The sequence below is a fragment of the Mesorhizobium sp. BR115XR7A genome (assembly GCF_020165315.1).
GTDB lineage: Bacteria > Pseudomonadota > Alphaproteobacteria > Rhizobiales > Rhizobiaceae > Mesorhizobium > Mesorhizobium australicum.
The window spans coordinates 1-19,843 of sequence record NZ_JAIUHW010000007.1 but is presented as its reverse complement, the minus strand read 5'-3'; the positions used below and the strand labels follow the sequence as shown (position 1 = coordinate 19,843).

Below are 19,843 nucleotides of genomic sequence, written 5' to 3'. Positions count from 1 at the left end.
CGCATAGTGCGTTCGCGTAGCCCTCATGAACCCGTTCTATCCAGGAAGAACGCTGCCCCGTGCCTGTCACGCTCGCTCAAGATGTAGTGGGCAAATACTGCGTTCTCTTCAACTGACTGTTCCATAAGCGCAGCCAAACGTTCCAGCGTGCGGGTCTGCTGAGCAGAGAGATTCTGACGGTCCTGAACAAGCTCCTCGCCGGCCGTGACGCAGACGTAGGTGAAGAACTTTCCAAGGAGACCAGCAACGACGTCAGACAATTGAATGCCCGGCTCGTCATGGGATGACGCGAACCGGTAGTTCGCCAAGGGCTTGGCCCCGTTCGTGAGCCCCAGTCCGGAGAGATAGGGCTCGACTCCGTATTCGTCGTCGAGAATGTGGGTCGAGTTTTTGAGCATGGCAATGCGCTCTAGATAGAACGGACCAAAACCCTCGATCAGGACATTTGGCGTCTCGTCTTCGAGGAAGGGCAGGGCGTCAAGACGGGTGGCGATTTGCAGGACGCCCTTCAGCATGTTTCGTCGCAGAGGCGGGAGAAGGTTTGCGCGATGCGTCAACAGATCCAGGAGCTCGTTGACAAACTCCCGGCGCCGGGCTCTGCCCACGTCCGGGTAGGTGTAGCGGCGGAACATGTCGACGGTGGTCTCATAGTCGTGTCGCAAGACCGTATAGAGGTCGTTCTTGAGGGCTTGGTTCCAAGGTAGGAGAGCATTTTCGCCGGCTTCAGCGAGGATCGAGTCAATGATGTCGACGATCGACCAGTACAGCGGGTCGAGGACGGTGAAGTGCGTGTACAAATCCTGGGCTGACAGCCAAGCTAAGAAGGCCTCCATCTTTGGCGAGGTGAGCGCCTCCAGAAAGCTACCAGTGGCGATGTGCTTCAGTTTGATCTCTTTGGCGCTGGCTTGGATCCTAAGCTCCGACCGAAGAGCCTCCAGTGATATCGGCCGAGGCGGTCCTCGGTGTGCAACACCGGCAATGACGAAACATTTTGGGTCTCGCTCGTTGAGACCGTCTGCGCGGACATGCAGTCGGCGGATGTTGTTCGTTTCATCGTAGTAAACGGCATAAGCGTCATCAGCCTTGACCAAACCGTGGAGTGCGATCGTAGGGTCCCGAAGCATGTTCACGTCACTCACGGTTCACCTTTGTGGGTCGCTTCTCGCATCCCGATTTAACATAATGGATATTATACGAATATTATCAAATAGTTAGAGAGTATCGATATTTTCACACTAACGCACTTGCGAGGCAAGACCTTTCGATAGCAATATTTAATCCAAGCAACAACAATGCCAGAGGACCGGCCAGTAAGGGCGAAGTGACGAACCATGGGACGCCTTTCCAGACGAGCATTCCTCTCAGCTTCTGCGTCAGCGGCTTCATCGCTGCTGTTGCCATCGGGCAACGTCCCCACTGCACGAGCAGACGATAAAACTCCGCGAACTTACAGCGCAGTCGACTGCTACTCATACCCGGGCGACGACGCCATCAAACAGCTCCGCGAGCAGCTCAAATTCGATATTGTCGGCTTCTATCTCAACCATGTCCGCGGTACGCCCGACCTCACCTGGACCTATGATCGGCGATCTGATCTGGCTATGAGCGGCTGGGGCTTTTTTCCCACGTACATCGGCGGAGATCTCAGCCTGATGGTTTCGAAGCCGGAGCTCGGCATAAAGCATGGACTGGAGGCGGCGCAATTCATGACGGACGTTGGCTTCGGTCAAGGTTCTGTTGTGTACCTGGACATCGAAAAGCCGGCAGGGGAACTGCAGCTTTCCCCCTACCTCAACAATTGGATCAAAGCGGTGAAAAGCCGGAAATTTTACCCTGGGTTCTATGGATCTTACAGCATGGCCGATTGGCTGAAGAACCTCAGCAGCGCACTATGGTCGGTTGAGTTACCTGCGCCTGTGGCGGCGGTAAGCTACGACTCTGACGACAATCCAACAGGCCTCATCACGTCTCGCTGCATAGCCACTCAGTATCTGCAAAAACAGAAACTTGCGATTATAAAAGGAACACCCGGCGGTGATGGGACCTATGATTTGTCGCGCTCGCTGGCAGCTGATCCGTCGGACACCGCTTGCATTGCGGCGGCACTAAATATTAAAACATTGAAATGAGGTGTCCCTACATTTATTATAGAACCAATTTTTCACAACCTATTGGTTTTGATTAATTTTCTAAGTGCCGTAATTACACTTGTACAAATTTGACTTTTCACTGTGATATATTAGCTTGTATGAAACACCCATTGCCATCAGGTGTTATCCTGCTCAATACGGCCAATGGAGCGTGTCTAGACCTATGCTAGGCTGTCCGTATCGTTTTGAGCCGGTGTGGCTCCAACTGAGAATGGCTGCTCGATCAGTTGCGGCTTGAGCGCTGATTGCGGCGTGTAGACTGGCGCCGGATTTCCCAGCTTCTCGGAATTAAGCCGCCAATCTCTCCGTTTCGGAACATCCGTGAGTCCAACCGGGAAGACGGTAACAGTATCCCCCTTGATCCTCATCCTCAGAAAATGGCGGTGGCTGTCGCGCCGCATGGAGCTGAAGGCGTCGTTGTGGTTCATGTTGAGCCAACGCGACGTCACGTAGAGATAGGCGCCAAATAGCGAGCCACCCACCAAGCCGCCGATCAGGATCGTCTCGGCAGCGGTCAGCAGGAAGGACGTCCGAGGCCACCCGCCCAGTCCGCCAAAGCGGCCATTGAACCAAGCGACCAGAGTTACGGTTGCCGCGACGCAGAGACTGTGTACAATTCCGTTCGCCAACGACACCAGCCCCGTTTTGGCGCCACCACCTTCCTGGTTCTTTGTGTATCCCCAGAAACCTGCGACCAGCAGAATAGGGGCGATATAGTAGATGTCATAGGTCAGCGCTTTCCCCATGAGCGATATTAGCCAATAGGCAGATCCCAGGACGAGCGCGAATGCCGGATTGTAAGCAACGAACACAAAGTTGCCTCGCAGCATCGACAGGCTGTCCGCCTTCGAGGGATAGACCGCCTCCCTGCCCTGTTCATTCGCGCCGAGGCGGAGCCCCTTGATTTGCCCGCTCAGCCAGGAATACCCATCACTGACCCGGTCGAGATTAACGCTCGGCTCGACCTGATGCGTGGGATGAAGGAAGGCCCCGCCGCCGCCCGACGTCACGAACTGCGCGCTGCCGTCGTCAGCGACGTATCGGCTGTAGTGATGGGTGTCGCCGGACAGCACCAGCGGAATTGTCAGCCCACGGCGCTGCTTCAAGGCGATCGATCCAATGTAGCTCATGACTCTAAGCGCCCTGTTCCCAGCCTTGCCCGTATAGAGCCATCCCGGCTCCGGCCCGCAGAGAATGATTTTCGCGTTGTCAGGCATCGCCTTGGCTATTTCGAGGAAGTACTCTTTCTGGGGTTGATCGACATCGTCCACGAGCTGGGCATCGATCGCCCACAACCACCACTGATCCGTCAATTGCACGGCAAAATAGCTCCGGCGCTGATGTGTGCGCCAGCCACCAAGGTGCATGTGGTCCTTGCGGCAGAACAGGGCAAGAAACAGAACGAGACCGTCATACCAGTCATGATTGCCTGGTACTGCGTAGACCGGCGGCCCCTTGAGCAGCCCCGGATTAGGGTCTGGAAAGGCCCAGTCATACGGATCGCGGAGTTGCTTCTGATAGGTTTCGGAGGCGGCACGTGGATAAACTTCATCGCCTCCCATGACCAGGAGTTGCCCGCGCCTCGTCTGCTGTCCGCCGACGGTTAATTTCTCCTGGCTAATTAGCGACGCGATCGCGTAGGTCGCATCGAACCCGTCTCCCAAATCGGCCACGAAGTCGACCCAAACAGCTCCGTCGCTATCGGGACCGAAGTTCCAAACTTCCTGGTTGTCTTGCCCCGGCAAAAATTGCCTAGCCCGCTTCACGAGTTCGTCCTCGGGCACCGTGTCGAGGGCCGCCACGATAAGCCGCCTGTCCGCGTATTGGCCGAAAAGATCCGAGAGGACGACGCGCCACAACAGTCGCAGCAAGAGCCCTGGACTGAACCAACCCGTCATCTTGGGGTATCGAGCGAGTCCGGCTAGATCGGGCGGCGGCGTCGGCACGTTGGTTCCCCCCATCGCAGTTTCTGCAAAGTGGGAACATATCGTTATTTCTATAGAAAAGGACTGTAATTCAACATAATCCCCAAACATTTTGGCGATCAGTCATACGATTTTAACATGGCCAGTCGCGCCGCAAGGCGGCTGCAACTTGTCTTTCGGGCCGCAATGCTTACGGGCGGCAATTGGGGCCAGCAACTTGATCGCCTCCGAAGTCTCTGCATGGGTCACATTTTCGTGAATACGACATGTGCTGAGCTTCTATCATCTCCTATATTCACAGCCAAATCGCTAGCCTTTTCAGTTGGTTCCTGCCCTGTCCGGGAACCGCTTTTTCACACCCGGCCCGGCGCGGACGACCTTCTTGGGGCATAAGGCCCGTATGCAAAGCGGATCAGATAGTTCATTCTACCCGCAGGTTCCATTTACATTTGGGGGATGAAGAAATGTGTGCCGTTAGACTGAATCGCCGCTCTGTTTTGTTATCCACCTTGGCTTCGGCAATCTATGTCGGAACAAACAATTCGCTGGCAAAGAAGGCCCCGGCGGGCCAGCTGCCGACTGACGATTTGACCAGAAGTGAGATATTCAACGAATACCTCGTCAAACCTTGGGATGCGGCAAATCCTGCCAACGGTGGGACACTCGCGATCCCAGCGAAATTCAGTTTCCCTGACGACGCCCTGTATGACTGCAAGGTCAACGCCCGGAATGAGTGCGTGACCGATCCAAAAACGCCTCGGCCCGCAGACATGATGTTCGGCATCGACATCAGTCACTACACGGATCCGAACTTCTCGTTCAACGAGTTGCGTAGCCAGCAAGTTCGTTTCGTGCAAATGAAGACAAGCCAGCGGCACGACATCAGGGATAAAAGATTCCCGGATTTTTGGAAACGCTGCGGCAGCCTGACGGGAGATGCCAAAGTCTATCGCGGTCCATATCATTTCCTGGCTTACGGAGCCAAGGGCAAGCAGCAGGCGGATTGGTTTATTCAATGCCTCGAAAATGCCGACCCCCACGGTCTCGGCCCTGAGGACATGGCCCCCGGCGTCGACCTCGAGTGGGACGTCTACAAGAGCACGGGAAAGACGGACCACTGGGCCGGCAAGGGTGCGGATCATATCCAGGAAGTCGCGCTGGAGTGCCTCGAGACCTTGAAGAGCCGTTTGGGAAGAACGCCCATTCTCTATACGGGAAAGAGCTGGTTTAGCGATCAGACGCTGCCCCTGGACCGCTTCAAGAACTTTGCTGACTACCCGCTCTGGGTCTTCGACTATAACCCTCGGCGCAAGATCCAAGAAAAGCCGGTGCTCCCGGATGCGTCGAAGCCGGCGGCGCTCTGGCAGTATACCGCTTCCGCAAAGGTGCCGGACTACAAGAAGACGGTTGACGCATCGGTGTTTTATGGCACGGAGGCCGACTTCCGCAAAACGTTCGGCATTGCCCCAGTTTGAGCCGCCGGCAAACAAGTTCGTCTAGCTCAGGGGGACAGATGCGCAAGATCGCCTTGCTTGTAGCGCTGCTTTTGGGAGCGTTCGTCGATGACGCCTCAGCGGCGTATGATTGCGAGAACCACCCTGTATCGGTGGCCGACGCTGACTGGTGCAAGTACTTCGATGAATTTCCATACACCCGGCAAGATGACCTTGGGAGGAAGGTCAATTGGCTGGTGAAGGAGTCGATGGCGGCAATCGACCTGCCAGATAAGGCTATCAGGAGCTACGCCTTCGTGGTCTCGGTGTGGGACTATCGCAAAGGCCAGGTCGATGAAGACGAGGTGGAGGGCATCAAGGCTGATAAGCCGGCCATCCTCAAGTTTATTTCGGGACAGGGCTTCGACGAGGCCATCGTCCTGAACAATGGCGACGCCACAGCTGATCGGATCAGGAAGATTTTCACGGAATACTATATCCCTAAGTTCGAATCGGCAGCTGCCGCTGGCCAAAAGATCAGGTTCATGTTCATTTTTGACGGGCACGGATGGCAGCCGCGGACCAGCGGGGGCACCGGCGCCTTGGCGCTGGCCGAGATAACCGATGATCGCGACCTCGACTACGACCACCGCTTTTCACTGGCCGAATTGCGCGGGCTTCTCCAGGACGTATCGCAATACACGCAGGCCAGTATAGCGCTACTAGGTTCGTGCTATTCCGGCAGCGTGTTCGAGGACGGCGCCGGTCACGAAGAGGATTTCGCACCGGGCAGCGCCGCGTGGATCGCGGCGGCCGCTCCGCGCGGTATCGAAGCCTGGGAGCTCAAAGATCGCAGCGGCACCGTGTTTTTCACGAATCTGTTCCGAGCCGTGGAAACCTGGCACGGCGCAAGCGCCGATCTCGTACCGCAGGATCCGGGCGGGAATATCGCCCTAGACATGACCCAGTACGCGCCCACATTGCGGGACGTCACAACTCTGATCAATACTCGGAACTTCTTCGGCGGAAAGAACCCCGAAACCGGCCAGCCCTACCCGCCCTTTATGGTGGACACCATTGAGTTCAGCGGTGGCAAGCGTGCCGCGTATCGCTTCGTTGCCGGACAAGACCTGGCCGACAAGGTCGGGCAAAACATCGGGCTCAACCTTGACAAGGTTGCTTTCACAGGGTCGTCCATCGAGGGTCGCTCCGACATCACCGTCGTCCACACGCCTGCGACCTACTCAATTCGAGGAATCGATCTCTCGCCGGGAAACATAAAGGACAGTTTCGACTTCGAGAAAATCAAGAGCGAGGCCGGCATATCCTTCGTGTATTTCAAGGCAAGCGAGGGCCAGAAGCCTTCGAACCCCGAGGACCAAAGCAAGGAAGACCAGAAGTTTGGTTTGGTCAAGCGCGCATGGGACAAGGCTCGAGCCGCTGGCTTGTCAGTCGGCACCTACCATACCTTTCGGTTTTGCGAAGAAGCCCAAGACCAGTTTGCATACATCAAGGAGCGTGTTCCGCGAACCGAAGGCATGCTCCCAATTGCGATAGACGTGGAATGGTACAACGGTGCACCCAACCCCCTTGTCGGAAACTGCGGCTCCACCGCCAGCAAGGCCCACGCAAAAATATACGAGCTGGCGCGCGATCTCGAAGACTACTACGGGAAGAAGCCTCTCATCTACCTGGTCTCGTCTTCCGTGAAGGAGATCGTTGGCGACAGCGCGGATTACCCGCTGTGGATCGCAAACTACAGTGCCAACGCGGCTGCAATCGGCCCTGGCGAACCTTGGACCCTGTGGCAATACACGGGCCGGGGTCGCATTCCGGGCAGCCAGAACGCCGTCGATTTCAACTATTTCTTCGGCAATGAGGCACAGTTCGCTCTATTTCGGAAGAGCGGAACGAATATCGCCGGAGAGGTTGCGAGCAAGTAGCCCTGACAATTCCACTTAGGCAGATTTGCCGAGACCGCTCGTCGACGAGTTCGACGCACAACATTGACCAATCGGGATCGTACGGCACCTTGTGAGGGTCAATTGTTCCCTGCACATGAAGGCTGGTTCCTGGTTTGAGGATGGCGCGGCTTCGGCCATTCGCCGCGCGTCAACCAGTTTGAAAACGAAACGGTTCGATTTTTGCCCGGTGGAACCGGGTGGCGCCTGCTCGAACGCAAAATACGTCGGCTCGGTTGGGGGTTGTAGCGAACGTTGGCGCAGCCATGAGCGACGCCCCGGCAAATGCCCACCCTGCGACCGATTGTATGAGAGCGATTTTCGGTGAGCCTCCTATTGGCAAGAACTCGGTATTCGTTCATCGGTCCAGATGTTGCCATCGCAAGCGCTCAGGTCCGCGACCGCCGCACGAAACAGTAGATTCCTTTCAGCTCGCCAGCCGGCCCGGAACGCTTGTCCGACTGCGAAGGCCCATTGGGGCGATCGGAGGTCTGCGTCGCCGACATCACCAGTGCCGCCGGCCGCTGTGTAAGACTTGCGTGTTGCTGATACTGGCCTGCCGTAGGAAAACGCCTTCACCGGAGCTTCAAAAGCGGCAGCGGGGGGCCCACAGGCCTTGTCAACCGCATGGGTGGTATCTGGATAGCTCGCGGTCGTCACGCTCACACCGTCACGAAAAAGGAAGCAATAAGGTTCATTCGGGTACTTCCACTTTTTGTCCTGAGCGGGCTCAACGACGTAACCAGCGACTGGAAACTGAGCATTCGAAGCCATCCAGAGGCGTGATGCTAACCGACCCGTGCAAGTGGTAAGGTCATCCCGGCCGGCGTCGACGCATGCGTTGACGATCCAGCTTGCGAGCTGGTCTGCACTGGGAAACAGCAGATATGCGGTGGCCTTCACCGGATTCTTTGGAAACTGGGTGTCCGTATAGGTACAGACTTTAACGGGCAGGCCTTTCCAGTCGGGAAGCTGCTCCAGGTTTGCGTGGCTGCACCCTTGTCGCATGTACTGGCCCTCATGGTGGTCCTCGCTCACGTGAGGCTCCGCCCACGCCGCGATCCGTTGCTGCAGCATCGCCGGCGAAAGCTGACGAACTTTTGCCCTCGCTGGCGCCAATATTCCAAAAGCAGCCAGCAAACAGACCGCAGTCCGAAGTGCTTTCATCATAAAATAGTCCCCCCACTCAACGGCGATAATGTCAGCACCACCATTTGATTTATTTCTGCTCCTTAGCACCCGTCGCTATGTCATCTGAGAGCATTCCTATCACTTTTTGTAAGGAACTCCACTGCCTTGCTGATGAAGCATTCGAGCCATCCTCCAGAATTCGTATACTTACTTTGTGCGAGGTCCAGGATTGCACTTTTCGATGAAACGCGTCACCATGCTTTGTCGCAGACTGTAATGGGGGGAACGGTCATGGCAAGCAATTTTCAGGCTACTGGAAGCAACGCTAAAGCCGCATTTACGCTCAAGGTTCATCGCGGCGAGAGAATGGCACTGGTCGCCATGAACTGGCGAACCGGAAAGCCGCCGACCAGCTTCGTGGGGTTTGCCATCCAGTACCAAGCTCCGGGAGCGGCTAAACCCTCCACGGTCTATAACAGGCTCAATTTTGAAGGATCTCCGAATCCCAAGGGGTATAAGACTTTTCGGACGACCGAGGCGCCTATCCAGAAATTCAGGTGGGTTGTTTTCCCGCACGATGACCCGCCGCCGGGTCCGTACGCTTTTATAGTCACCCCCTTGTTTATGGATCCCGCAGGAGCTCTTTCCCCGGGCAAAGCTCAGACTGCGACGATCGATCTCGGGAAGGAAACCTATCCTGGTCAGATCAACGTGGCGTTCACACGGGGCTATGTGGCATCTCAAGCTTTCGTAGATAGGTATCAGGATGGCGGCTCTCTAAAGACACTTCTGCCTGCCCGGGTAGATCAAGGCACTAAATTTGTCCCAACGCATCCGAAGTCGGCAGAGGCCTACGAATGGATGGGTTTAGAGGCCCGCAAGGAAATTCTCGCCCTGCTGGATGCGGCGGTGGCTGACCCTACCGCCAAGGTCAGCATGGTCGCTTACGACATGAGCGAGAAAGAGATCATGGACCGCCTGCTGGCGCTCGGTCCGCGCCTCAGGATCATCATTGATGACAGTGACAAGCACGGGCTAAAAACTAGCGGTGAAACCCAGTCCGAAACATTACTCATCGCCTCCGCAGGCTCCAGCAACGTCAAACGTGAACACATGGGCGGCCTGCAGCATAACAAAATGATAATCGTCGACACGGCGGTGCCGCGCGCCGTCTGCGGATCAACCAATTTCAGCTGGCGCGGTCTGTATGTCCAGTCGAACAATGCTTTGCTCTTGACCGGAGCTCAAGCCGTGGCTCCTCTCAAGGCAGCGTTCGAAGATTATTGGAAAAAAGATGGATTCATAGGCAGTCCCTCACCTGACTGGCATCCACTCCGCTTGGCCGGCATCGATGCCAACATCACTTTTTCGCCCCATGACAAAGCCCGCGCGCGCCTGGCCGAGATCGGCAAGGACGTTGAAAAGGCCAAGACCTGCCTGCTGTATTCTCTGGCCTTTCTAAGTATCACGCCCGGAGCTGTGACCGATGCCGTCGAGGCTGCTACCAACAGTCCGATCTTCACCTACGGAATTTCTGACAAAAACACCGGTGTCATCGTGCATAAGCCCAATGGCAATATGGCGCCGGTCTACTTCGCCCGGCTCAACAAGCACGTGCCGACGCCATTCAAGGTCGAGCCTTCCAGCGGGATGGGGCCGAACCTGCATCACAAGTTTCTGGTTATCGATTTCAACACCCCCGACGCTCGGGTGTGGACCGGGTCCTACAATTTCAGTGCCGCAGCAGACCTTCAAAATGGGGAGAATCTGTTGCTCATACGCGATCAGAAGATCGCGACATCGTACATGGTGGAAGGGGTGCGCATCTTCGACGACTATCATTTCCGCGTTACGCAAGAAGACGCAGCAAAGGCCAAGAAAACGTTGTCACTGCAAAAAGCACCTCAGGCTGGCGAAGACCCGTGGTGGGCAGAGGACTATAAAGATCCGTTCAAGATCCGAGACCGCGAGTTGTTCGCTTAGGCGCCTTGATCCGGCCAAAACGCAGAGATTTTCTGGGGTATTTTGATCCGCAATCGTCCACGACAACGCACCATGGCGCCGGCTATTTCCGGCTGGGAGGCTTGATTGCCTACAAAACTGACCGGTTCTGACGGAACATCTATTGCCATCCCGGACGGATGGACAGGACTTCAAGGCAGGGATGGGAGAATGGTGCCGATCCCGCGTGGCGGCCTGGGCCTACAGGGGCGTGACGGCCGCATGGTAGCTGTTCCCAAAGGAGCGCTCGGCCTGCAGGGCAGAGATGGCCGCATGGTAGCCATCCCTAAGGGCGCGCTTGGACTTCAAGGCAAGGATGGACGAATGACCGCCATTCCATCCGGTGCCTTGGGTTTGCAGGGCAAAGATGGCCGCATGGTCGCGATTGCCAAAGGATGTTTGGGTCTCCAGGGGCCAGATGGACGCATGGTTGCCATTCACCCTGGCAAGATAGGCGTACCGGACGCGAACGGAAGAATGAGGAACAAGTGACGCGGCCAAAGCTGCGGTCGATCAAGCAAAGCAGGACCCTCGTTACGCCATTGTGGATGGCAGAACCGTTCTCTCAAGTATTTTGTTTTGACGTACTTTAAATCTCTGCCCGAAGTTGCTAGCCTCTCCTAATACATAGGGCTGGGGGAGCCGAATAGGCGCGGGGGACATCAATGGCTAGGAAAGTAAGTGGCGCTACGGCGCCACCTGGCGGAGCACGTGTTGAAGCGAAGACTCGCCGCAGAGGGATCTCCGACCAAGGCGCGCTAGTTACTGCGTTGGAGTCCCATACAAAGGCGCTCCACCGGATCTCGGATGTTCTTGAGAAGGCGAATTTCGATACACTCCTCAAGAAGATCCCGCCCCCGCTTGATAACGCTGGCATTCTAAAAGTGCTTGCTACGTTTTTCCACAGACCGGACCTAAAGACAGGTAGCGCTTTCAACATTATCTCTCAGGGCGCCCCTCTATCGCTTATCGCGAATGTCTTCAACAATATCAAGGAGTTCAACGACAGAGGGTTGGCGATTCAATCTAACGATATTGATGACATCAACACAGTCGGCGAGTTGGTTGGCCGCATCAAGGTAAAGCTCGACGAAGCAAGAGGTAAGCTCTGATGAGCGGGATTGGCCTGTCTGCTTTGAAGAGACCTGCAGCGGCGATGGCCATTGGTTTGGTGGCTACACAGCCCGTGTTTGCCTCCCAAAGCAGTGAGCTCGCAAAACTTCGGGCTGAGAACGCCGCGCTGAAGGCTGAGCTCACCGCCCTGAAGTCACAGCCTCAGCCGCCGTCCCCAACGCCTAGCGCCGACGATCCGGCGAAGAAAGCGAAGGCCTCTGCTGAGCGCAAACGGCTCTTCATCCGCAAAGATCACTTCGAGACGGTTTACTACATCGCGCCTGGCGGAATGCCCGAGGGTAGGAGGCAGGGTCGCCCTCTACGGCATCCTCTTCCAAAACATGAAAGAGGCGGGTCCGTTGCTATGCGGGCGCATCGGCTTTAACACGTCCTTTGAGTATCTGCGCGACCCCATAAATGGGCGCGGGCAGCACGATTACCATGCCGAGGTGGATTACGCGTTAGGCGCGAGCAAGGCGACTTTCGGCAACGATCTGTGCGAGGGACCGGAAGGCGGGGGGCTTGGCACGTCCACGCTCGCCTTGACCTACGATAACGGGACCGACAAGGACAGTAACGAGACTAGCAGCTGAAGCTTGCTCTGACCTACCAATACTAGGCAAATGGGGCAAAATCGCACATCCATTGCGCTGAGCGCGAGGGTCGAGTCCAGGGGACCGTCGCCGGAGACGGTTCAATACCGGGACCAATCTCGCACAACACGCAAAGCCGGGGCATCGCTGTCCCGGCTCGCTTGATGGGACCATCTCCCATTCGCTGGCGATCGACACCGTCTCGATTGCCTCGTTTGGCTCCTTTAGGGCTGTGGGCAGCCAGCTGTTGCCATCGATCTCATACCAGGAAGCTGTTGTCAGCCATGCCAGCTCGATGACGTCGATGTTCAGATTCGTAACCTTTTCGACGATGCGTTCAATCGCCAGATAGTCGCTGAGATCTACAATCTGCGCGTCAAAATGCCTGGGTGAGCATAGGTTAGTGGGAATGGCTATGCCTTACCGGCAGGGCCGGCACGGGCACCAGTTGCCCGCTGCCGAGTTCAGCCTCGATCATTCATCCTGCGATGTCCTAGAGCAACGCTCTGCCTGCTTCGGGCCGAAGAAACGGGCCTTGGAACTGAGTTTGGCGCTCAAAGGGGCAGCTCCGGCGGTGCACTGGGGACGACGATGCCTGCGGGTTCGGGGGATTGATAAAGCGGCTTGAGCGTCCTGAGTGAGCGTTCAACTTGAATGCGCAGGACGGGAGGAGAGCACGATCGGCTTCACACCGTCATCGGGTTTTGCCCGTACTTTGAAGTTGAATGTCCTTCGCAGCTCACTCGTAGTAAGATCAAACTAGGCGTCGCTTACGCGCCTGTCGAACCGCCGATTTATCGAGGGATGGGGCACACGCGGAAACCAAATTGTTCAGAGCCCTATTTCTGATCTATAGCAATAGCCCAATACCGTGGGGCCAATTATTAGTACAAAATAAAGCCAATATTCTGCAATGATCAGAGCTACGTAGCGAATAAACATTAACGTCAGAGAAAATATTCCAATTTGCATATCTTTATGGAACATCAATTCAAATCTAATATAGTCAACATCTTTGTGATTTAGTTGGTGTTTCTTTAGAATATCACTGTAAGTTGCGCTAAATTCAGGTCTACGGCTGTTTGCTTCCTCCAAAGTCAGCGCCTGAAATTGGTTGTATATTTCAGAAATCTCCAGCGCGCACTTCTGCATCCCGTCTGCCTCGCCGCTGTAATTTTTGGCGCTCTCCAGCAAAGTGATGATAATTAGGAAAATGGATATAATGAGGGACACAACCGACAGAAATTTCGGTCCGCCCGGCGGGAGGCTTGCCTCATAGAGCAGAGGTATGAGCGCCACGATTACCAGGTAAAAGGCGAGGAAAGATGTTGCTGTGGTGGACAGCGACTGTTTCGCTTTGAGCCGTGTGTGGGCGTTAAAGCGGGCACTTTTTGTTTTCCACATCTTTCCTAGGAGCGGGTCGGTGGTTCTGCCGGGATGTGGTTGCATGATCTTCTAAACTCGCGAATTAATGGATTGATCTAGATAGTGGATAATCATGGCCCGACGCAATCAGAGAATTCGACTGGAAGATACCTTCTCGCTTTCAGAAGACTATCTACAACGTCCTCAAGTCGAAGAGCTACGCCCTGGATTGATCACGGCTGTCGTCAAGGAGACAGGCGAAGATCGAACACTTAAGATCTGGTGGAAAGCTGGAGATCAGGCAGACGGGGAATTTAGGGAGCTCTGGAACCATGAAAGGCTTCAGGTTGATCGGGTAATGAACTATCCTGACGCCGATGAAGTCATGGTCGAAATCATCGAGATGATCGAGACCGCAGATTCATTTTGCGTGGTATATGAGGCCGCAGCCACTCCGCTGGCGGCACGTCTGCGCACCTTAAGCTCTCGCCATTGGCTGAAGGGGCTGGACATCGTCTCCAATCGAGCAATCCTTTGGAGCAACCTTTCCCGCTTAGCAAAGGCCATAGGGCTATTGCATGCCCGGGGACTGGTTCACGGAAGGCTTGACCGGCATGCAGTGTTCACGAACGGCAGCAATTCTGCGGACTTCAAACTTGGAGGCTTCGAGTGGTGCGTTGGCATGGGGGAGGCCAAACCCCTTGATCCGATGTTGGCGAAAGCGCGCGCGCGGATCGACCGGCTGATTTATTCCTATGGTGACGATTGGAAAGCTCTAGGCGCGCTTTTTGCTGATATATTGGGTGTGGACGTGACTCGGCTTCGGTCGGATGACCCTTTTCAACGGGGCCGACCCGTAATTGATCTAAGCGAAGGCGAGATCGATTTTCTGCGTCGACTAACTGATCCCCATAGAGAAGACGCCGCTGATGCACGTTGGGTCATGCGTTCGGTCGACGCGCTACTACGCGAGCTCGTCCGGTTTGGGACCACGAAAGCGGCCCGCTTCATTCTACTTGCCCGTCCTAACCGAAAAATGGCGGAAGCTATCGATCAGGCTACTGATGGGGGCATCCCAATCGACGATTTGGATGGTCAAATAGCATACATAGAGGGCGATATTGCGAGTGGCGCCAAGATTGTCGTTTCCAACCAGAACGATTTGGAGACGCTCGATACGTTGACAATCATTACAGAGGCTCTCTCGTACCGCGTTCGACAGTTCACGGACGAAGGTCCACCCACCTGGCAAATCGCTACTGTGGTTTCGATCGTTCCGAGGGATCGAGCTCGACTGCCTGGCGATCGAGAGGTTCATCGCCTTAACCACGAAGTCCTAGTTGCCCGCAACAAGCACGACGCGCTGGCATTGCTCGGCCGCTTGAGAAGTATGGCGATTGACTGGACTATTCCAATAGTCCCTGCAAAAGTCGACGATATCAATCGCGAGAGCGTGCCTTTGCAGCGAGCAGTATTGCTTGTTCAAGTCGTCGAGGCGTTAGTCAAATCGTTGGACATCCTGCCTGTCAGCGTCGCGTCAGCGAAGACGGATGGAGGGAGAAATGTTGTTCGCCTTGCCCCTCGTTTGGGTACAGCTCGCGACAATCTCGCGGCCGAAATTGAAGAGCGCAACACCGCCGAGGTTATGGATCGGATATTCGAAAAAGAAGATCTTGGAACTGACGTCGATTGGAGGCTCAGTGTATCAGGAACATTATCCTCAAAAAATGCAACCGAGATAAGGGCGCGTTTTCTCGGAGTAGTGGAAGGCCCCAACGGCTCTCCGCTCTACGAGTTTGACGTTCTGGATCTCATCCGTGACGAAAAGAACCTGTTTCTCAAGCGCAGCGGAGAAGCGGGGACGGAAGCGTTGATCCGGCGCCGTTTGCGAACAACCAAGGCGCTTGGCGAGCAGCGGGATTTGGCATCGCTGTTTGTCGACTTGAGAAGGCGGATAAGAAGCTCACAGGACGTCTTGGTAGAGGATAGTGAATATCGTGACCTAGATGGCCCAAAGCGGGAAGCATTGGAACAGATCTGGAAAACATTGCCCAACCATCTAGTCGTCGGGCCCCCAGGTGTCGGGAAAACGCGACTAAGCGCCGAGGTAGTCAGGCGACGCCTTGAAGGCGACCCAGCCGCCCGAATTCTCCTGAGTGCTCAAAGCCATCAAGCACTTGATCACCTACTCTCAACCGTCCGAAAGAAGGTTGTCGCGGCGCTGCCGGAAACGATCATAGTTCGGTCTAGGGGAGGAGATGATTCAGTCTCGACGGATGAAGATCTTCGAAAGACCGCGGCTAGCTATCTCGATCGGGTTCTGAGTTCAGCTTTGATAAATGAGGCTCCAGGCCCCTTGCAGCTCGGGATCTCGTCGCTCAAAGAGGCTGTGCTGCACGCCACATTTGATGATGAAGGCAAGGTTACCCGACCGCTTAACCGCCGTGAGGAAATTGGCTTACGTGCATTAGACGCATTAGTTTTAGAATCGGCAAACGTTGTTTTTTCAACAAGTAACTCTTTCGACGTTGAGCGTTTATGTGAAGATGGTGCGCAATTTGATTGGGTTCTAATAGAAGAAGCGGCTAAAGCGACAGGCCCGGAATTGATAGCTCCATTATCGCTGTCAGGGCGCCGGCTGCTGATAGGAGATCATCATCAGCTCCCCCCCTTCGATGCGGAGCGGCTGACGTCAATTCTTTCAAATAACACCGCAGTCCGTAATGCACTACAGCAAGTCGAACATGTACTTGGAGCCACGTTCTTTGAAAGCGGTTTGGATGAGCTAAGATCTGCCGTCCGAGACGAAGCGGTGTTAGAAACGACGACACAACTCGCACTTCGTATGCTCGAGCCCTTTCGTTCACTCGTTGAGGAGGAGGAGCGTAAGCGCACCGTGGCTGGAGGGCAGAGACGCACTGTATCAAGCGAATTGTGGTGCCAACATAGAATGGATCCGGCGATCGCCGAGTTGGTCTCACGTTGCTTTTACAAAAACCGGCTTTACACAGGTGATGACAGGATTGAGAGCGCCAAGTTACCATTGCCTTTTACGTTCGATAGTAAAATTCCAAGCTCGCCGATCGTCTTCATCGACATGCCATTTGCCAGCCGATCTGGTCGAGCTGAGCCGGTTGAGAAGGGGCGGCCACGATGGCATAATCCGTCTGAGCGCAAGATTGTCTTAGAGATACTCCGTCGTCTGAAGGTCGCGGATTTGAAACCCGCCCCTGCCGACCTGAACACTCTGGCTGTGTTATCCCCCTATAGGGCTCAGGTTGAGCGTATGGCCAGAGACTTGGACGTGTTGCGAGATAGCGGTGCGAGTTCTATCGCGCAGTTCTCAGGTTTCACCCACGATAGCCGCATGCATGGAACGGTCGATTCTTCTCAAGGCAGCGAGGCAGACTTGGTGATCGTTTCTTTAGTACGAAACAATCACCGCAATGGCGTCGCCTCGCTCGGCTTTCTAAGAGATCCGCGACGGATGAACGTGCTTCTAAGCCGGGCAAAAATGCAGCTAATCGTCGTCGGGTCTTTGGAGTTCTTAAAAGAAAGCACGCGGCACGCCTCCGCCGTCGAACAGGATGACCTCGCATTCATACGTTTGTTCCTGGACACGCTAGAGTACCTTACTACACAAAAAGCATACCGAGGTGGACCCGCGGCGGTTGTCACTAGGGCGGCTGATGCTCTTGAAGGAGTGACATTTTGATCACGAGCAAAAGCCGTCCACTGGCGATTGCCGCAATCCCCATTCTTCGTGTTTCGGCCCGGGTTGTTCTTGAGAAGGGACGGGGCTGGAGTGCCATTGATGAGCTTGTCCTATGGGCATTTTCAATTAAGGCACGATCAGCAACACAGATGGCGAGAGAGTTGAACCTCCCGAGGCGCGTTATCCTGGAAATCGTCTACCGGATGATGCGCTTCCGGCTGATCGAAGCGGTGTTGCTGCATGGCGTTCCGGCATTTCAGGCCACCGCATATGGGTCGGCAATTGTCCTTCATGGTGAGGAAATCCCCACACTTCAGCGAAGATTTTCTCGCAAGATTGCCTTCGTGGTCGATAAGATAACTGGAACGGTCTTTCCTAAAAGGGACGTTCGGGTCGAGAATGCTGGGGCGCTGACGGCTTTCAAAGAGAGTGGGGCCGCTGTCCATGAGATCGAAGTACGTGGACAAAAGGTTCAAACGAGTCCGTCTCAAAATGTAGCAAGATTTCAGGAGATTCTTAATCCTGATGAGACTTTAATTTATTTTGATGGCGATACTCTAATCGAGCGAGATGACGAATACATCATCGTGACTGCTGACGGTCATGATCTAAGGGGTCTGCCAGCAAAGGCACCTGCGCAGCTAAAATCCCAAGTTGTTTATGCCCTTTCGCTTCCCGTATCGGGAAAGAAGGTCGTGATGAACTCTCTCATTTCGAAGGACGACGAACCGATCGTGCCGTTGATGGCCCGAATTGATTTTGATCCGCGCACAGACCTGATCGTGGGTGGTCAAGAGCACATGGATGCATTCCATGCCATTCTTGCGACGGCCAGCCGTCGAATATACCTCCACTCGTCATTCTTGAAAAAGGACAGCTTCGACAATGTCGTTGACCTTATGCGTGGCGCTGTAAGGAGGGGGGCGCGCATAGATATATTTTGGGGAGCCGGAAGCTCGAACGAGCCAAAAGAAAAGACTCTTTTGGAGGCGACTGCGATCTCAAAGGCGATCTCGGGTGATGACTCTCTTAGAGGAAGCGTCACTATTCATCTGCGCTCCACCGGGTCGCATGCCAAACTGATTGTTGCGGACGATGGGCTTGGTGGTTGGATCGGAGCAATAGGATCTTGCAGCTGGCTCTTCAGCAAGTTTGATCGCCTCGAAGTCACTGCAATATTGCGATCGCCGGGTATCGTGGCGCAGCTGGTTAGCAGCTTCTGTAAACTTATAGCGCAACCCGGCTTTCGGCCCGAAGTCGGTAGTGAACTTTACCTTTTGGGGAACGCTCTCAGGCTTCAGCCTCAACAAGGAAAAATGACCGCGGGAGTAGTATCGGGCCAGATGCATGAAGCCCTCTTGCGCCACGCGAGTGGAACCGCCGAAAAACGCTTCCTGATTGCCAGTGATCGGCTAGGAAATGCCGCATTTGCCAATGCAATAATTCCTGCTGAACACTTCCATTCGAGGACAGGTTTAACCCCCGTAGTCGTATACAGTCAGAACTCCGGTGCCATCGCAGAGGCCAGCGCAGCTATGTCGGTCGCAGTAGAAGCACTGGCAAGAGGCGTTCAGGTCGTGTCACCGACAGAGAGTTTCCACGCGAAGTTCCTCCTATGGGGCGAGGATGACGTGGTGATCACGAGTCTCAACATGGGCTCTGCAACAATCAGCCCAGACCTTCCGATGGGGGAATTGGGCGTTCACCTGTCAGGTTCGCAGGTCGCAAGCCACCTTATTGATAGGCTCCGGGGGCGGTGGGCCTTTCTTTAGGGAGTTGTTGCTGAATGCGAGGATGTGGGCGTGCCTTTTGATGTAACCACCGATGAAGTTAGCGTCGAAGTTGGAAGGATGCGGAAGCGGCGCCCGTCGGTGAGCTGGTCCGATACGAAGTCGAGCGACCAGCGCTCGTCGGGCCTCTGCGGCACCAGCATCGGCGCCCTGGTCCCGATCGCCCGCTTGCGGCCGCCACGGCGGCGAACGGCGAGCTTCTCTCCCGATAGAGCCGGAACAGCTTCTTGTGGTTCACGACCAGGCCCTCCCGCCTCAGCATCACGAGAAGACGCCGGTAGCCGAACCGGCGACGCTCCTGCGCGATCGCCTTCATCCGCTCGCGAACCTCGCGGTCGTCCGGCCTGCTGGTCTCGTAGCGAACCGTCATGCGGTGACCTGCCTCTGAACTGTCATCCAGCTGCGATTAGAGCCTCGACCGTTTTTGTTACGCCATGTGGCGCGGGTTGAGCAACCGGCGGAGGCGCGGAGCCTTCCATCAGCACAGCGTCGGAGCCGGTTGCGGTGATGACCTCGGCATAGGCTGCCGGGGTCTGGTAGCCGAGCGAGGAATGCGGCCTCGCGGTGTTGAAGTCCTCCTTCCATTCGGTGACCTGCCACTGAGAATTTCCTCCATGTGAGATTAGAGTCCGGCCCTTGATCGAAGGACGGACTGATGAAGAGAAA

Annotated in this window: 13 protein-coding genes and 1 pseudogene; 8 read left to right on the top strand and 6 right to left on the bottom strand. The window is 55.4% G+C overall.

Annotated features, from left to right (window positions below; genetic code table 11):
• Positions 1 to 23: 23 nt before the first annotated feature.
• On the bottom strand, positions 24 to 1,139 hold the full coding sequence (locus tag LB557_RS16205) for a DUF3800 domain-containing protein (protein WP_027033115.1): 1,116 nt from the start codon (positions 1,137 to 1,139) through the stop codon (positions 24 to 26).
• 192 nt (positions 1,140 to 1,331) lie between these two features.
• Between LB557_RS16205 and LB557_RS16200 the strand changes: the two genes are divergently transcribed.
• Entirely contained in the window at positions 1,332 to 2,129 is a 798-nt protein-coding gene (locus LB557_RS16200) for a glycoside hydrolase domain-containing protein (protein ID WP_080680385.1), read from the top strand.
• A gap of 182 nt (positions 2,130 to 2,311) precedes the next feature.
• Here the strand turns inward: LB557_RS16200 and LB557_RS16195 are convergent, their stop codons facing one another.
• Complete coding sequence (locus tag LB557_RS16195) at positions 2,312 to 4,048, bottom strand: metallophosphoesterase (protein ID WP_051402052.1); 1,737 nt, start codon at positions 4,046 to 4,048, stop codon at positions 2,312 to 2,314.
• A 491-nt stretch (positions 4,049 to 4,539) separates the two neighbouring features.
• Between LB557_RS16195 and LB557_RS16190 the strand changes: the two genes are divergently transcribed.
• Positions 4,540 to 5,550 carry a glycoside hydrolase family 25 protein gene (locus LB557_RS16190; protein WP_032932987.1) on the top strand — a complete coding sequence of 337 codons (1,011 nt, stop codon included), beginning with the start codon at positions 4,540 to 4,542 and terminating at the stop codon, positions 5,548 to 5,550.
• Positions 5,551 to 5,588: 38 nt separating this feature from the next.
• Positions 5,589 to 7,451 carry a glycoside hydrolase family 25 protein gene (locus LB557_RS16185; RefSeq protein WP_027033119.1) on the top strand — a complete coding sequence of 621 codons (1,863 nt, stop codon included), beginning with the start codon at positions 5,589 to 5,591 and terminating at the stop codon, positions 7,449 to 7,451.
• A 351-nt stretch (positions 7,452 to 7,802) separates the two neighbouring features.
• Here LB557_RS16185 and LB557_RS16180 read toward each other — a convergent pair whose 3' ends face one another.
• Positions 7,803 to 8,639 (bottom strand): hypothetical protein, encoded by an 837-nt coding sequence (locus LB557_RS16180; RefSeq protein WP_027033120.1) that lies wholly within the window; start codon positions 8,637 to 8,639, stop codon positions 7,803 to 7,805.
• A 252-nt stretch (positions 8,640 to 8,891) separates the two neighbouring features.
• On the opposite strand from LB557_RS16180, the gene LB557_RS16175 reads away from it, so the two are divergent.
• The 3 genes from LB557_RS16175 to LB557_RS16165 all read left to right on the top strand — a co-directional run bounded on the left by LB557_RS16175 (position 8,892) and on the right by LB557_RS16165 (position 11,713).
• Complete coding sequence (locus LB557_RS16175; RefSeq protein ID WP_051371323.1) at positions 8,892 to 10,583, top strand: phospholipase D-like domain-containing protein; 1,692 nt, start codon at positions 8,892 to 8,894, stop codon at positions 10,581 to 10,583.
• A gap of 189 nt (positions 10,584 to 10,772) precedes the next feature.
• Positions 10,773 to 11,093: a hypothetical protein gene (locus LB557_RS16170; RefSeq protein WP_152536217.1), complete on the top strand. Its 321-nt coding sequence runs from the start codon at positions 10,773 to 10,775 to the stop codon at positions 11,091 to 11,093.
• Between the two features lie 173 nt (positions 11,094 to 11,266).
• Positions 11,267 to 11,713 carry a hypothetical protein gene (locus LB557_RS16165; protein ID WP_027062197.1) on the top strand — a complete coding sequence of 149 codons (447 nt, stop codon included), beginning with the start codon at positions 11,267 to 11,269 and terminating at the stop codon, positions 11,711 to 11,713.
• A gap of 1,425 nt (positions 11,714 to 13,138) precedes the next feature.
• On the opposite strand, the gene LB557_RS16160 is transcribed toward LB557_RS16165, so the two are convergent.
• On the bottom strand, positions 13,139 to 13,756 hold the full coding sequence (locus LB557_RS16160; RefSeq protein WP_033838920.1) for an SLATT domain-containing protein: 618 nt from the start codon (positions 13,754 to 13,756) through the stop codon (positions 13,139 to 13,141).
• A gap of 49 nt (positions 13,757 to 13,805) precedes the next feature.
• On the opposite strand from LB557_RS16160, the gene LB557_RS16155 reads away from it, so the two are divergent.
• Together LB557_RS16155 and LB557_RS16150 are read left to right on the top strand one after the other, a co-directional pair.
• Positions 13,806 to 17,387, top strand: a complete 3,582-nt coding sequence (locus tag LB557_RS16155; protein ID WP_051371313.1) for a DEAD/DEAH box helicase — start codon at positions 13,806 to 13,808, stop codon at positions 17,385 to 17,387.
• Complete coding sequence (locus tag LB557_RS16150; RefSeq protein ID WP_152536216.1) at positions 17,384 to 19,159, top strand: hypothetical protein; 1,776 nt, start codon at positions 17,384 to 17,386, stop codon at positions 19,157 to 19,159. Before LB557_RS16155 ends, LB557_RS16150 begins: the two co-directional genes overlap by 4 nt.
• Before the next feature lie 74 nt (positions 19,160 to 19,233).
• Here LB557_RS16150 and LB557_RS16145 read toward each other — a convergent pair.
• Together LB557_RS16145 and LB557_RS16140 are read right to left on the bottom strand one after the other, a co-directional pair.
• Positions 19,234 to 19,550 (bottom strand): annotated as a pseudogene (locus tag LB557_RS16145) (IS3 family transposase); the annotation flags it as partial.
• 19 nt (positions 19,551 to 19,569) lie between these two features.
• Positions 19,570 to 19,843, bottom strand: a 274-nt coding sequence (locus LB557_RS16140) for an integrase core domain-containing protein (protein WP_224713073.1), incomplete at its 5' end; no start/stop codon positions are given.

What these genes read in the sequence shown, in the direction of transcription:
- LB557_RS16185 (WP_027033119.1), top strand. Translation starts at nt 5,589, where the DNA reads ATGCGCAAGATCGCCTTGCTTGTAGCGCTGCTTTTGGGAGCGTTCGTC.
- LB557_RS16165 (WP_027062197.1), top strand. Translation starts at nt 11,267, where the DNA reads ATGGCTAGGAAAGTAAGTGGCGCTACGGCGCCACCTGGCGGAGCACGT.
- LB557_RS16175 (WP_051371323.1), top strand. Translation starts at nt 8,892, where the DNA reads ATGGCAAGCAATTTTCAGGCTACTGGAAGCAACGCTAAAGCCGCATTT.
- LB557_RS16195 (WP_051402052.1), bottom strand. Translation starts at nt 4,048, where the DNA reads ATGACGGGTTGGTTCAGTCCAGGGCTCTTGCTGCGACTGTTGTGGCGC.
- LB557_RS16180 (WP_027033120.1), bottom strand. Translation starts at nt 8,639, where the DNA reads ATGATGAAAGCACTTCGGACTGCGGTCTGTTTGCTGGCTGCTTTTGGA.
- LB557_RS16200 (WP_080680385.1), top strand. Translation starts at nt 1,332, where the DNA reads ATGGGACGCCTTTCCAGACGAGCATTCCTCTCAGCTTCTGCGTCAGCG.
- LB557_RS16190 (WP_032932987.1), top strand. Translation starts at nt 4,540, where the DNA reads ATGTGTGCCGTTAGACTGAATCGCCGCTCTGTTTTGTTATCCACCTTG.
- LB557_RS16155 (WP_051371313.1), top strand. Translation starts at nt 13,806, where the DNA reads ATGGCCCGACGCAATCAGAGAATTCGACTGGAAGATACCTTCTCGCTT.
- LB557_RS16170 (WP_152536217.1), top strand. Translation starts at nt 10,773, where the DNA reads ATGGTGCCGATCCCGCGTGGCGGCCTGGGCCTACAGGGGCGTGACGGC.
- LB557_RS16160 (WP_033838920.1), bottom strand. Translation starts at nt 13,756, where the DNA reads ATGCAACCACATCCCGGCAGAACCACCGACCCGCTCCTAGGAAAGATG.